This is a genomic window from Bacillus sp. FJAT-45350, from assembly GCF_002335805.1.
In the GTDB taxonomy this organism is placed as follows: Bacteria; Bacillota; Bacilli; order Bacillales; family NISU01; genus FJAT-45350.
In genome coordinates this window covers 865,437-880,371 of the sequence record NZ_NISU01000001.1, presented here as the reverse complement: position 1 = coordinate 880,371, position 14,935 = coordinate 865,437, and the positions used below count along the sequence as shown (strand labels likewise).

Annotated in this window: 14 protein-coding genes; 5 read left to right on the top strand and 9 right to left on the bottom strand. The window is 34.4% G+C overall.

Annotated features, from left to right (window positions below):
- Nucleotides 1-141: 141 nt before the first annotated feature.
- Entirely contained in the window at nt 142-1,464 is a 1,323-nt protein-coding gene (locus tag CD003_RS04415) for a hypothetical protein (RefSeq protein ID WP_096199671.1), read from the top strand.
- Nucleotides 1,465-1,634: 170 nt separating this feature from the next.
- Here CD003_RS04415 and CD003_RS04410 read toward each other — a convergent pair whose 3' ends face one another.
- From CD003_RS04410 to queF, 5 genes are all read right to left on the bottom strand, one after another.
- Nucleotides 1,635-2,054, bottom strand: coding sequence for a hypothetical protein (locus tag CD003_RS04410; protein WP_096199670.1), 420 nt, complete (start codon nt 2,052-2,054; stop codon nt 1,635-1,637).
- Nucleotides 2,055-2,128: 74 nt separating this feature from the next.
- Nucleotides 2,129-2,722 (bottom strand): YdcF family protein, encoded by a 594-nt coding sequence (locus CD003_RS04405; RefSeq protein WP_096199669.1) that lies wholly within the window; start codon nt 2,720-2,722, stop codon nt 2,129-2,131.
- 152 nt (nt 2,723-2,874) lie between these two features.
- Nucleotides 2,875-3,390 carry a hypothetical protein gene (locus CD003_RS04400; protein ID WP_096199668.1) on the bottom strand — a complete coding sequence of 172 codons (516 nt, stop codon included), beginning with the start codon at nt 3,388-3,390 and terminating at the stop codon, nt 2,875-2,877.
- A 285-nt stretch (nt 3,391-3,675) separates the two neighbouring features.
- Nucleotides 3,676-4,113 carry a hypothetical protein gene (locus CD003_RS04395; protein WP_142302838.1) on the bottom strand — a complete coding sequence of 146 codons (438 nt, stop codon included), beginning with the start codon at nt 4,111-4,113 and terminating at the stop codon, nt 3,676-3,678.
- Between the two features lie 264 nt (nt 4,114-4,377).
- A complete protein-coding gene (gene queF, locus CD003_RS04390; RefSeq protein ID WP_096199666.1) occupies nt 4,378-4,875 on the bottom strand; it encodes a preQ(1) synthase in 498 nt (165 codons plus the stop codon).
- Nucleotides 4,876-5,223: 348 nt separating this feature from the next.
- Between queF and CD003_RS04385 the strand changes: the two genes are divergently transcribed.
- A complete protein-coding gene (locus CD003_RS04385) occupies nt 5,224-5,736 on the top strand; it encodes a ribonuclease H-like YkuK family protein (protein ID WP_096199665.1) in 513 nt (170 codons plus the stop codon).
- 334 nt (nt 5,737-6,070) lie between these two features.
- Here CD003_RS04385 and CD003_RS04380 read toward each other — a convergent pair whose 3' ends face one another.
- Entirely contained in the window at nt 6,071-6,790 is a 720-nt protein-coding gene (locus CD003_RS04380) for a DUF2225 domain-containing protein (RefSeq protein WP_096199664.1), read from the bottom strand.
- Between the two features lie 215 nt (nt 6,791-7,005).
- Between CD003_RS04380 and CD003_RS04375 the strand changes: the two genes are divergently transcribed.
- The 3 genes from CD003_RS04375 to CD003_RS04365 all read left to right on the top strand — a co-directional run bounded on the left by CD003_RS04375 (nt 7,006) and on the right by CD003_RS04365 (nt 10,210).
- Nucleotides 7,006-8,400, top strand: coding sequence for a sigma-54 interaction domain-containing protein (locus CD003_RS04375; RefSeq protein WP_257008169.1), 1,395 nt, complete (start codon nt 7,006-7,008; stop codon nt 8,398-8,400).
- Between the two features lie 143 nt (nt 8,401-8,543).
- Entirely contained in the window at nt 8,544-9,938 is a 1,395-nt protein-coding gene (gene ablA, locus CD003_RS04370) for a lysine 2,3-aminomutase (protein ID WP_373558528.1), read from the top strand.
- Nucleotides 9,938-10,210 (top strand): YokU family protein, encoded by a 273-nt coding sequence (locus CD003_RS04365; protein WP_096199662.1) that lies wholly within the window; start codon nt 9,938-9,940, stop codon nt 10,208-10,210. Before ablA ends, CD003_RS04365 begins: the two co-directional genes overlap by 1 nt.
- 71 nt (nt 10,211-10,281) lie before the next feature.
- Here CD003_RS04365 and CD003_RS04360 read toward each other — a convergent pair whose 3' ends face one another.
- From CD003_RS04360 to gabT, 3 genes are all read right to left on the bottom strand, one after another.
- On the bottom strand, nt 10,282-12,474 hold the full coding sequence (locus CD003_RS04360) for a sensor domain-containing protein (protein WP_096199661.1): 2,193 nt from the start codon (nt 12,472-12,474) through the stop codon (nt 10,282-10,284).
- Between the two features lie 273 nt (nt 12,475-12,747).
- Nucleotides 12,748-13,527 carry a putative beta-lysine N-acetyltransferase gene (ablB, locus tag CD003_RS04355; RefSeq protein WP_257008346.1) on the bottom strand — a complete coding sequence of 260 codons (780 nt, stop codon included), beginning with the start codon at nt 13,525-13,527 and terminating at the stop codon, nt 12,748-12,750.
- A 40-nt stretch (nt 13,528-13,567) separates the two neighbouring features.
- A complete protein-coding gene (gabT, locus tag CD003_RS04350) occupies nt 13,568-14,914 on the bottom strand; it encodes a 4-aminobutyrate--2-oxoglutarate transaminase (protein ID WP_096199659.1) in 1,347 nt (448 codons plus the stop codon).
- Nucleotides 14,915-14,935: the final 21 nt, after the last annotated feature.

Below are 14,935 nucleotides of genomic sequence, written 5' to 3'. Positions count from 1 at the left end.
TTAATAACACCTCACTTTCTGAATTTTATTCATTTCAATAGCTACTGGCTTCTAAAAGCCAATATTATCCACTTGTGTTCATCATGCCATTAAGCTGCTTTTAAATGCTACAATTGTAACACACGTAAAGGAGGAAACGTTTTGCAAACGGGTTTAAAATTAATCTTTATCGGTCTAATTTTAGCATTCATTAAAGGTGAGTTAGGCTCTGTTTTTATGTGGAGCTCCCTTATTGGTTACTGGCTAATAACTATCGGTTCAGTTTTTCTATATCAAAAAGCAGTTATTATTACGAGTCTAGTCATGAGCCTAAGTGCTACGTTCACACGGATATTTTATTTCTATATTGACAATGAAATTCTTCACCTTATACATCAATGGGAGTTTCTTTTTTACGCAATATACATCTTGCTTTTAGGGATTTTAATAAGCAAGCTTCTTTTAAACAATAAAGAGCATTATGACTTTTCCCATAAATTGTACGAGAGAACGATAAGCTTTGTGAAAACTGCCTTTCTATTTTTTACTGTTCTTATTTTTATCGAATTAGCTGTCTTTATTGGACGTTTTTCAACGATTTCAATTGCATTATTAGCTATATTAGGGCTTGCTTATTTTTATCAGTTTGTGAGATGGCTGAGGTTATTCTCAAAATATGAACAGTTTTTATCATTAGACAATCAAACTAAGATAAAGGAGAAAAATCATTTTCTGTTCAAAAAAACAGTTGTTGCCCTTCTATTTTTAAGTATCGCCGTCTTTGGAATGAAAGATTACTATACCTTGAAAGTTCCAATTGTTGTTCCACTTTATGAAACAACCGATAAACAAAAATTTCAATTTCAAATCATCCAATCTGTAAGGAACCTAGACCCATTAAAATCTATCTATATAACAGATCAAGAGGAGCCGTTAACTATACTTAATCAGTGGACTCCATACAAAGACACATGGCATATAGCAAATACTATAGTAGTTGAGAATACATCTGAAAAAAATCTTGAAAGCTTTACTCTAGTTTTTAATAGTGGACGAACAATTATCACTGATAATATTAATGTAATAAGATTATCCGCTACTGAGAACGACTTATCACCATATGAATTTAGGTACCGCGAAGAATATATTGAAAGTGAAACAGTTAAGAGAACATACGTCACACATAGCGACATCGCCTTATCACATATCGAAAATCCGCTTCCTAGTGATTGGGCACAGTTTACTATTGTAAATAACCTAGGTGAGGACTTGCCTTTTGAAGTTGAGAAACACCGAAGTTTCCATTTAAAAATGACTGCTCCTGATAATCAAAATCTACACTATATAGAATATAGCCTACCTTTCTATTTACAGGGCAGTGTAGAAGGAGAACAAGCAAAGTGGATGATAACATTAGAACGAAAATTTCAATTACAAAACTGGCAACGGTCCAGCTTCTTTCGTTTAATCCATAATCTTCATTAGCGAGGTTGTTCAAAAACTTATAAATTATAAATCTGTTTAGAAAAAAAGACGTTACCGCATTGATTACTCGCGGTAACGTCTTTTATGGTGCTGTCTCGGCAGCTCGTTTATTTTCCAGATTGTCTAAAAGTTTATACCAATGTGAATAAATTTCTAGATTACCTGATAGTTCATTTAGTGTCTCTACATTGACTTGCTAAGAAAGACAAATCATTATAAATCATTTGAACCTCAGCTTTTAATTCGGGTGTACGTTCACCTGATTCAATCTTATCTAATACATGGCTAACGGTACTATAATAATGTGTCATAAAGGTCGATTGTGGCGCAAAACCGTGACTCCATAATACTTCCCTAGCAATTGTATATTGCTGTTCGATTCTCCTTGACGCAGCAATATTTATATCATCCCAATATTCCAGAATTAGTTTCGTATTATGTGCCAAATAAGATAGTTGAGACTCGACAGCCACATATGTGTATCTTTGTGCTTCTTGTAATTTTGATTTAGTATCAATAAATAAGTATCCATTCACGATTGCAACAATCAATAAAACTACAATAGCAAAATTTTTCCAGTCTTTTTCCATAGTCAGTTCACTCCCACTTAATATCGTAACATAGAATAAAGGGGATGCCTCTACCATTATAAACCTTTTTTACGCTACGCCCTAAAAGGAGACGTCACTACATGTCCTATATAGAAGAATAGCTCACGTAAGAAGAAAGGGACTTTACTCTTTAAAGTTTGGTAAGCTGAACTTGGAGTTGGTGAGGAATGGACTTTCATTCCGATACTTTCTGCTATCACTATAGCACGTTTCATATGTAATGGATCACTTACAATTATCAAAGTATGTAGATTATTTTCTAATGCTATCTCAGATGCGTACTTTAGATTCTCTTCAGTAATACTTGATTCAGTCTCAATAAAAATATCATCTACATCAACATTGTTTTCAATTGCATAGGCTTTTGCAACTTCTGATTCAGCATATTCATATCCGTCACCTTTACCACCTGTAAAAATCAATTTATTTACATACCCATTATCATACAGCCAAATTGAGTGATTGATCCTCTCTCTTAGGACAGGAGATGGCTCATTCCCCCAAACTGCTGCTCCAAGTACTATAGCTGCATCGGATTTAACTAGCTGGTTTTCAAAACTATAAGACCAAATACTGATTGCAGCGAAACAAATATAAAATGCTGAGAATATAATTATGCTAATCCCAATAAATTTCTTCTTTAACACCCTATTACTCCTTTTTTATGCCTATAAATTATCCTAATAAAAATAGAGACTGTTGCTTTCTATATCTAGAACATTACTGTCCTTAGTCAGTTTTATATGTATTATCTTTTTAACTGATATTGGTAATTACTCCCATCCCAAGAACTCTACATTTAAGAAGTCTTTTCAATGATTTTCTCAACTTCCCTTACTATTTTTCTCGTTGAATTCCCATCAATAATTTCATTGTGTTCGATGTAAGATACAAAATTGTTCATCGTTTCAGCAAAAGCTTCAAGGTCAATAATATCATCATTGGTAAGAGTGCCCTCAACAGCATTCGTAAAGGCAGTAGAAATGTGGTGATTAGCCCTACTTTCAAAATCGTATAGGCTATAAGAATTTATTATTCTATTATTATAATTTATCGCTAGGCCATTTCCCGTAAGAGTTATACCAACTACCGTCTGCTCCTTAGCTCTGGCTAGCCAAATAATAAACTTTTCTTCCTCCCCCTGATGATACAATTCTAATGCATTGTTTAAGTTATTACTAATCTCATACTGACTAGCTAAATATTGAGATAACACACTACGTTTTACTTTTTCATGAGGGAGATTCGGATAAATCCAATATAATCCAACCACAAACACAACAGTAATTAAAGCTACAGAGATTTTTTTCACCATCCGCTAAACCCTCCGTCTTTGTCCAAATAATAAATAAAATAACAAAGATATAATTAAGAGTAGAATTCCATAAAACGGTATGGAACTTTTCCAAACAAATCCAAATTTCATCCAAAAACTCATACCGCCTTGGTCAGGTGGCAAAAGGTGATACATTGACACCTCTACATAGAACATACCAACTAATAACAAGAATAGAGGAATATACAGTATCTAAACCAAGCGTTTCCCCTTCATATTAAACCTCCTCGTAGAACTAAACGTAAGCAGAACAAACTAAACTTCTCATTCTTGTAAAAAACTAGATAATGCACTGTTAAAATTGTTGAAAAACTTTTCAAACTTTTCAATTCTGTTATCATTATCAGGAGAATTCACATAAACAGCCGTATCCAGCTCTTCCCTTGCCGTACTTACTATCTCTTTTAATTCCTCTTTTTGCTCACTGTTCAGGTTATTTTCTAACACTTGTAACGCATCACGAATATTTTGTTGCAATAAAAGCTTTTTACTACTTAAGTCATTATGATATGGCTGATGACCAATAAAGCTTACATAACCAGATTGATAAAGAATTTCGTCATAGTCATTTAAGGTAAGAGCCTGTTCAAAACTTGCCAAAGAATAATTGTAAATAATTAGTTCATTATGTAAACTATTAGTAATTGATGCTGTGTATGTTTGCTCCCACTGCTTATTTGTTTCAATCAGTTTATACGACATATACAAACAAGCTATCAACAAAAAAACTATTACAAATAAACTAGTATTTCTCCTCAATTACACCAACTCCATGATTTCAGATAAAAAATATAATATTTACAAATACGACTATATCATAAAAATCTAATACTAATTTTGGTAAATTATTGATAATATTAATCCTGCTAATATCTAAGAGTGGGATTGTTGTCTCCACGCTCCATACTTAAAACGACAAAAAAAGAGCATGCCTTTTACAATGTAATAAGCATACTCTCCATTTCATTATCTATTATCAATCGTCTCCGGATACAGATCATGATTCATCAATCGGTAATTTGCCATTTCTTCATACTTCGTTCCTGGCTTCCCGTAGTTTGTGTACGGATCAATTGATATTCCACCACGTGGTGTGAATTTGCCCCATACTTCAATGTAACGTGGATCCATCAGTTCAATGAGGTCATTCATAATAATATTCATGCAATCTTCGTGGAAGTCTCCATGATTTCTAAAGCTAAATAGATAAAGCTTTAACGACTTACTCTCGACCATTTTCACATCTGGAATATAGCTTATATAAATCGTCGCAAAGTCTGGTTGTCCTGTTTTTGGGCATAAGCTTGTAAATTCAGGACAGTTAAATTTCACAAAATAATCGCGATTTGGATGTTTGTTGTCAAATGATTCTAATATTGATGGGTTGTATTCAAAATGGTACTGAGTATTTTGGTTTCCTAATAATGTTACATCTTGTAATTCTTCATCTTTACGTCCACTCATAAGGAATTTCCTCCTGCTACTTTTCTTATAATACAACTGAAAAATACAACTGTACCATAAAGATACAGTTGCTAAAAGTAAGAAAAGCCAAATATTTTGGTTGAAAACTCGAATGTTCAAACTCAAGTTCTGAAATAACTATACCACAGAAAAGTAGAAAATAGCATCCAAAATTTCATAGCAAAATCTGTCAAAATAGTAATGGTATTTTATAATATTTTTACGCTGAATTTTTATCCTTTATTTTCATAATTGTCACCTAAATATTATTATTCTAATCTCATTTGATCATCGTACAAGCCACTACTTGCATATGTATAAGTATGCTAGTACAAAAAGGAGGCAACGATGATATTTTATAATTTAACGGATAAAAATATGTCGTTTCAAAATGTTTTCTCCAAAATAAAAACATTTATTAGCCAGGAACCCTCAGCTCAATATAGATTAATAATTGGTACAGATTCTCAAGTTCATGCACGCTCGACAAAATTTATTACCGGAGTTGTGATTCGAAGGGAAGGAAATGGTGCTTGGGCATGCTTAAAAAAACATGAAATTCGTAAGAGAACGCATGATTTATATAAAAAGATTTCAATTGAAACAAAGCTTACCGAAGAAGTCGCCCAGCTCTTCTCAGCAGAAAAAAAGATTGAGCTTATGAACCTAATTCTCCCCTATGTGAAAGAAGGAAGCTCACTAACGATAGAAGGCCATATTGATATCGGAAAAGGAGAACGTAATAAAACAAAAATATATGTGGAAGAAATGGTCAATCGAATTGAAGAGCTAGGAATGAAACCGTTTGTCAAGCCAGATTCCTTTGTTGCATCAAGCTACGCGAATCGATATACAAAGTAGCTTGGTGCTTTTATTTCTTTACTTTCGTACAAGCCATCTCACTAATTATCATTTCCTTGAAATAAAATTGTTGCATATAGGAAACATTTTTATCCTTGTTCAATATAATGGTAAAAAGAAGAGGTAGGTGAGAAACGATGCGTAAAAACAAAGTATATAAATACGCTTACCTATTTTCCAAACTAGGAGTCATAACAAAAGAACAACGAGACCAAATGATTAATCAAACGAAAAAACCGATGAAACGCTAGAGTGAATTTCTAATTATAGATTATAGATTGTAAAATAGATAACAAAGAAACACCTTACAGATTATTTGTAAGGTGTTTCTAAATTATTTTAATTTAGGTGCTTTTCCTGAGCGTTGGTCTTCTCTCATCACATACCACTGGTCTCGTGCCATTTCAATAAATCGCTTATCTTTCGTCGGTTGCTTGATATGAATTAGTTTTGAGAAGTAGCTACTTGCTTTTTGGTAATTTTCAAATTTTCGATAGAGCTCACCAATTAAATACGTTAATCGTATAGCAGACATGCTTGAATCCTTGTAATCGCCATCAAAGTAAGATTTTTCATAGGCTTGAAGAGCGTACTCCGAAAATCGCTTTTCTTCTTCTTCCTTATTTAGTCTTCGGTAAACCCATGCTAAACGCATATGAAGTCCACCCATTACTATTGGACGTTCTTTTTTTAGATTACCAGAATAGATTCCTAGCTTATATGAATCGATTGCTTCTTTTGTTGTTCGTTCATAGCAAAAATGTTCATGCCCCTGCCATTTGCGTGTAATATTCTCCATAATTTGCTGTTTTGTCCCAGGAATAAAATATGTACTAGCTTCTTCCGAGAATGAATAACCGCAAGAAGGACAAACACATACATAATACAATAAAGGATCAATATCTTCTTTCTGATAAATATATTCAGTAAAGAAATCCGATTCCATATGGCGTGATAGCCCAAAACGTGAACGTACTTTCTTTGTGGTAAAAGTATTATCACAAACTAAACATTTTATTGTTTTATCATATAGGGGGTCTAATTGTTCAGTCATAAAATCCTCCAGCAGCAAGAATCAACTATTGTACTATTATAATAGCACCATAACTTGGAATATTAAAGGACTTTCTGTAAAAGTTGGAACTTAAATTTATTTATGAATTTTATAACATAATTTAGCTAGTCTAGTGCATATAAATATCAAATATACTTTTTTTCTGCTTAATTTTCGGCAGCAATTGCTCATTTTCTGTCAAAGGGGTTGAAGCCATGCTTGATGAGATTTCAAATGAAATGTTGCATGCAATCTTAGAAAGCATTGATGAAGGTATTCACGTCGTTGATGAATATGGGGTGACAATATACTACAATCAAATAGCAGCTAAACTAGATGGTGTTGATGTGGATGAAGTCTTAGGAAAAGATTTATTGGCGATTTTCCCCTCACTCACTCGCCAAACAAGTACACTTCTTAAAGTCATTGAAACATCGAATGGCATTTATCATCAAAAACAAAGCTATACCAATTTAAGAGGTAAAGTAATTGACACTGTTAATACAACTCTACCGATTAAGGTCGGTAAGAAACTAGTTGGAGCAGTTGAAATTTCTAAAGATATTTCTAAAATAAAACGACTTTCCGAAAAGGTTGTTGAATTGCAGCAACAGATTAATACTCGCAGTAAAACTAAACAAGAAGTAAATAAGAAACAAAGAGAAAACACTTTTAAAATTGATGACATTATAACGCAAGACAAACAAGTGAATGAAATAAAGACAGTAGCACTTAAAGCTTCTAGAACTTCATCTCCTATCTTTGTATACGGAGAAACAGGAACAGGCAAGGAGCTGCTTGTTCAATCTATACATCACGCCTCACCAAGACATGCTGCTCCTTTTATCGCACAAAACTGCGCTGCTATTCCCGAAAGCTTACTCGAAGGAATTTTATTTGGGACAACGAAAGGAAGTTTCACAGGCGCAATAGACAGACCAGGACTATTTGAAATAGCTCATGGAGGGACGTTATTTTTAGATGAAATTAACTCGATGCCATTAGAATTACAAGCAAAGCTATTACGGGTATTGGAAGATGGCGAGATTAGGAGAATTGGTAGTACTAAGGGACAACAATTTGACGTGCGAGTGATTACTGCTATGAATGAGGAACCGGAAATTTGTATTGAAAAACGACAACTCAGGAAAGATTTATTTTACCGAATTAATGTTGTCTCCTTTACGCTTCCTCCTTTGCGAAAGCGTAAAGAGGATATTCTATTACTAACAAAGCATTTTATCAATAAATTCAACGTGAGGTTTTCAATAAATGTTACTGGATTAACTGAAGAGGCAACTACAATATTTTATAATCATCATTGGCCAGGAAATATACGTGAGCTGGAGCACGCGATTGAATGTGGTATGAACTTAGTCGAAGGAAACGTAATAGAGAAGATTCATTTACCTCAGCAACTCCAAATCAAAAACGATACCGAACAAGATGTACCTGCTACTATCCCCTCTCTCCGTAAAGCACTATCAACCTATGAGCGAGAGTTAATTAATCAGGCATTAACTAAAACAAATGGAAACATCCTTCAGGCAGCCAAGCTCCTTTCCATCCCAAGACAAACACTCCAATATAAGCTTGCGAAAGGAAAGTGACATGCCAATTATTTGGCATTATTGTTGGTTTTAAAATAAATACACACCCCCTACCTATTGATTTATCAACACTTTACCCTCCTTTGCACTTGGCACAGTTCTTGCATATTAAATAAGCAAACAGCCATAAGGAGGCACTTATTATGAGTGATTTATATAAACCAAAACGTCATTGGAAAGAGATTGAATTATGGAAGGATGTTACAGAAGAACAATGGAATGATTGGCTTTGGCAGTTGACTCATACAATTCGTACAATTGATGACCTAAAAAAAGTAATTAATATCACACCTGACGAAGAAGAAGGGGTACGAATTTCTACTAAAACAATTCCATTAAACATTACACCTTATTATGCATCTTTAATGAATCCAGATGACCCACGCTGCCCCATCAGACAGCAATCGGTACCGATCTCAAAGGAAATTGAAAAAGCAAAGTACGATATGGAGGACCCACTTTCAGAGGATGACGACTCCCCTGTACCAGGATTAACTCACCGTTATCCTGACCGAGTATTATTTCTCGTCACAAATCAATGCTCAATGTATTGTCGCTACTGCACGCGCAGAAGATTTTCTGGCCAAATCGGAATGGGTGTTCCAAAGAAACAACTAGACGGAGCAATTCAATATATAGCTAACACTCCAGAAGTTCGTGATGTATTAATTTCAGGAGGGGATGGTTTATTAATAAATGATCAAATATTAGAATATATTCTCAAAAACTTACGCGCCATACCACATGTAGAAATTATTCGAATTGGCACTAGAGCCCCTGTTGTTTTTCCACAACGCATCACAGAAAATCTATGCAACATTTTAAAAAAATATCACCCTGTTTGGTTAAATACTCACTTTAATACGTCATTAGAAATTACGGAGGACTCAAAAAGAGCTTGTGAAATGCTCGTCAACTCGGGTGTACCCGTAGGAAATCAAGCTGTAATTCTCTCAGGAATTAATGACAGCGCATATATTATGAAGAAGCTTATGCATGATTTAGTAAAAATTCGAGTCCGCCCTTATTATATTTACCAATGTGACCTTTCAGAAGGTATAGGTCATTTCCGTGCACCCGTATCAAAAGGATTAGAGATTATCGAAGCTCTTAGAGGTCATACAAGTGGGTATGCAGTACCTACATTCGTAGTTGATGCTCCAGGTGGTGGCGGAAAAATCGCCCTACAGCCTAATTACGTTATTTCACAAAGTCCAGACAAAATTGTCCTAAGAAACTTTGAAGGTGTAATTACTTCCTACCCTGAGCCAAAAGGGTACACTCCTGGAAAAGCGGATGAATACTTCGAACGAATGTACGGTAAAAATGAAAAGCCTTCAGTAGGTGTCCATGGAATTCTTGCTGATGAAAGAACACACCTGACTCCAGAGGGAATTAATCGATTAGACCGACGCCGTCAATATGAAACTAGTGCTGACCATAATACTTTAAAAAATAAGCGTTCTAAGCGAGATGAATTAAAAGAGAAAAAATGGAGCGTTGAAGAAAGTAAGAGAAAGAAGAAGGAGGATTCATAATGCGATGTGAATGGTGTAAATCTAAAAATGTATCTCAAACTAACAAACCAGCATACTGGGAATTACCTGATGGAACAAAGGCTTTACAAATTAACCAAATCCCTTCAATTCTATGTAACTCTTGTAAAATGAATTACATTGAAGAAAGAATTGTAACAGAGATTGAAGACCAACTATTTCTCATCGATACGAAAGAGCTTCCTCATACAATTGGATACAAAGAATTAATGGATCGTCCAAGACTATTAAAGAAAAATTATTTTAATTTCTAAACTTTAAACAGCCTAAAACAAAAGAGGTTGGGACAAAAGGTCAAAAACGGCTTTTGTCCCAACCTCTTCACCTAGTTTTTTACTTTCTTACATGCATTATATATAAATCCAGTAAAGTCCTCAAAGTTAATTGGTCTTGAGATATAATAGCCTTGGATTTCATCAATACCTTTTTCTAGTAAATAATTAAGTATGTTTTCAGTCTCAACCCCTTCTGCTACAACTTCTAGATTCAATGCTTTTGCCATGTGAATGATCGAAGTTGTAATTTGACGGTCTTGAATATCTGTTTCGAGGTGACGAATAAAGGACTGGTCTATTTTTAACTTATTAATATTGAGCCTTTTTAAATAACTTAATGATGAGTAACCAGTACCAAAGTCATCGAGAGCAACTGTAACACCTAATTTTTGTAACTCTTTAATTTTTGAAATACTTCTTTCGAGTTCAACCATTAACTGGCTTTCAGTAAGTTCTATTTCTAGTAAGTACGCTGGTAATTCAGTTTCTTGTAATACTGTCTCGACATCACGTACAAAGTCTGGTAATTGGAATTCTAACGATGAAACATTCACTGCTACCTTTAACTCAATTTGGTTGTCATACAGCTTTTTATTATCGATACAAGCTTGACGTAAAACATACTCTCCTAACCTATGAATCAGTCCTGTATCCTCTGCTAGTGGAATAAAATCCACAGGTGAAATCATTCCTTTTTCAGGATGAATCCAACGAACTAGCGCTTCCATGCCTTCAATTTTTTGATTTACTCCAGATACCTTTGGCTGATAATAAACAACGATTTGGTCATTAACCTCTAATGCTTTACGAAGTTCTGTACCTAGATAGAATTTATTCTCAATGTTCTTTTGAATCGATTCAGAAAAGAGCAAATATCGATTACCAGTTTGACTTTGCTTTGCTTCATACATAGCAATTTCACTATGTTTAATACAAGTTTCAACGGTATGATTTATATCTGAGTAAATACAAGCACCTAAACTAATTGTGATATAAAATTCATGATGATCAACTTTAAACTTTTGCTCAAACATAGTAAATAAAATTTCTACATAGCTAGTAACATCGTCTTCACAATCATAGGGAGCTAGAATGATAAATTCATCCCCACCCCAGCGGTAGATTGATACATCATCATTTAATTCTTTCTTTAATTTATTTGCTACCTCCGTTAGAAGCTTATCCCCGACAGCATGTCCTAACCCGTCATTTATTTCTTTAAATCTGTTTAAATCAACCATCATCATAACGAATTGCTTATGATTTGTAATCCACTCTGCAAAGTCTTTGAGCAAGCTTTCTTTATTCGGTAAACCTGTTAAAGAATCGTGAAAGGCTAAAAATCTAGCAATTTGTTCAGACTTCTTTAATGTTGTGATTTCACTAGAAGACCCAATAACTTCTACTACTTTTCCATGCTCAATAATTGGAGATAGGATTGTGATGAAGTCTCTTGCCTCATATTCAAATTCATATGTCTGTGGCTCACCAAGAAATGCCTGCTTATAATAGATTTCCACCTTCTCTACAAGTTCAGGTGGAAATAGTTCATCTGGAGATTTCCTATAGGTTACTTCTGATTGGATACCTAATTCCTCAGCCAGCTTTCCTTCCGTCATCGTATAAATATATCGACCAGATTCCTCTTTCTTTAATTTAAAAACTAAATTATGAAGCGAACGAACTGTGCGTTTGAAGTCATTTTGAACTGCTTTACGTAGTTTACTTTCTAGTAGCTTGCCCTCTGTAATATCTGTTCTAATTGAAAAAAACATAAATGGCTTACCATCAACGTCATTGAATGGGATTACTGTCGACTTTACCCAGTAATAGCTACCATCTTTTGCTTTATTTTTTACTTCAGCTGACCAAATCTCCCCATTCACGATCGTTCTCCACATTTCATCAAAAAAGCCTGGCTCATGGTATCCTGAATTTAAAATGCGATGATTTTTTCCAATTAATTCTTCTCTTGAAAACTTCGATATTTCACAAAACTTATCATTAACAAACGTGATTCTACCTTGTAAATCTGTTGTAGCAATAATAATTGAATGGTCAATCGCAATTTGTAAGTGTTGATAATTATTGATTAACTCTCTTATTTGGTTCTCGAGAGCTTCTATATTCCCTTGTAGTTGAGATTTAATAGATACCTCATTCGTAGCGAACTCTTTTACTATATTCTTGAATTTATCTATAATATCATTTGTGTTATTTTCACATTGGCTAATTTTTAACATAAAGGGGTCCCCCCTAGATAACTTGCTTTCCTCTATAATTCTACAATTATTTTATCTTTATAAGTATGCCATTAGTTAACGGTAGTTAAAAGATAATTGTATCCATTACATTAATTTATTCTAATAAGACTCTACAAGAAGTATTGAGATGAATATCCGTCGAGACAACTCGTAGAAAGCTCAATGAAGAACAATCGTCACTTCGCACATTGGTCGAGGGTGTCCTAAAAGGCCACAAACGACCTTTTAGGACACCCTCCTAATTGACATCTCTTATTTATGATGTTTCGTCCAGATATTCATATCTTCATACCCTGTACTAATTTCACAGTTATTAATTAACGTTCCTTCATACGTGTAACCCATTCGTTTAATAGTCATGTTCATACCAATTGATAATGCCCTCGTGAGAGAATAAGAATGATAGATTCCCTTCTGACGTAGCGTTTTTTCTAGCTCATTAATGATTGCTGTTAAAAGTTGTTTTCCTCGATGTGTAGGATCTGTTGCACAATCTGTTATTTCCGCACTTTTGAATGGATTGATTAATGCTGAAGCTGCACTGACAATTTCCCCTTCATATTTCGCAACGATAAAAAAGTAATCATCATTTATTGATTCCTGAAGATAACTCTCATCAAATATATTTGAGGGATAACGTTCAAATACTTTTTTATACAGACTTACTAAACTACTTACGTCATCTAGTTTAAGTGATTCGATCGTGTACTCTTTTGGAATATCAATTGGGGATTTACTTATTTTCTTTTCTAATACTGTTTGAAGGTTCGATTCATCTGAATGTGTGATACTTCTATTGTTATCATAATACTTCGCTAACATCGATGCTTTTACACCATTATAGTAACCCGAAATCTGACCTTCTTTTTTAAATCCATTGTCAATAAAAGGCTTACATTTCTCTCCTTTAAAATAGACAATTGTTTTCGTTGTCTTATGCTTTTGTTGTTTCTTTTCAAGCTGTCGAATTGTCTTAGCTTCCATTTTCGTTATAAAAGCTACAATACGATTATTATTCATATCGTACTGAATTATATTTTTCAGAGGGCATCAACTCCCTAACAAGTTTCGCTTACCTCGAAGTTTCTTCTATTATCACTTCAGACAATACTTCAAGTCCTTCTTTTAGTTGCTCATCTGTTATCACAAGTGGACATAATAGTCGAATCACATTCCCATACAGCCCAGCTCCTAATATGACAACTCCCCTACTATTAGTCTCTTGAATGATTCTTCCAGTTAAGAGTTTATCAGGTTCTTTCGTTTTTTCGTCCTTGACCAATTCTATGGCACACATTGCACCTATCGAGCGTACATCTCCAATTTGTTTTACATTCTTTTGTAATTGTTTAAAATGTTTTTGAAAAATAGTGCTTATTTCCTTTGCTCGTTTTTCTAGATTCTGTTTTTCTATTATTTCAATCACTTGTAATGCTGCTACACATCCAAGTGGACTTCCACCATAGGTCCCACCTATTTCCCCGCTTTCACATGCATCCATCACATCTGCCCTACCCGTTACTGCGCTAATAGGAATTCCAGCTCCTAGTGATTTTGACATTGTTATTAAATCTGGAAAAACACCAGAATGCTCAATAGCAAATAATTTTCCAGTTCGAGCAAACCCTGTTTGAATTTCATCAGCTATAAATAAAATTTTGTGCTTTTCACAGATCACTTTTATCTGCTGTATAAAAAAATCAGACGGTGTTAAAAAGCCCCCTTCCCCTTGTACGGGCTCGATAATGATTGCTGCAACATCATCAGCTGGTACTTCATTTAAAAAGAAATCTTCTATTCTATTTAATAATGAAATATCGACATCATACTGACTCATTCCCTTTTGAGAACGGTAATAATAAGGATATGGTAGCTTATACGTATCAGGAACAAATGGACCAAACCCATCCTTGTATGGCTTAACTTTGCTCGTTAATGACATCGCCATATAGGTCCTGCCGTGAAATCCACGTTCAAATGATAAAACCGCTCTCCTTTTTGTATACTTTCGTGCTATCTTTATTGCATTTTCAACCGCCTCAGCACCACTATTTAAAAAGAAAGTCTTCTTTGCAAACTCTCCTGGCGTTAGAGCATTTAATTTTTCTGCAAGCTGTATATATGGTTCATACATCATCACATGAAAGCATGGATGAATATACTGATCCATTTGCTCTTTGACCTTGGCGACTAACTCTGGAGGACAGTGACCGACATTTAATGAACCGATGGCACCAGCAAAGTCTATCAGCCGGTTACCATCTACATCAGTAATAATTGCTCCTTTTCCATCCTTAATAAAAGTTTTCGACGTGTTAAAAGGGCCTTTTGGGATATGAGTTTCTCTTTTTTTAATAAGGGTTTGTGCGACTGGACCTGGGATTGATGTTTTTAGGTTGATCCACTTCCTTCTACTCATGTCTCTCCTCCTCATCATTGA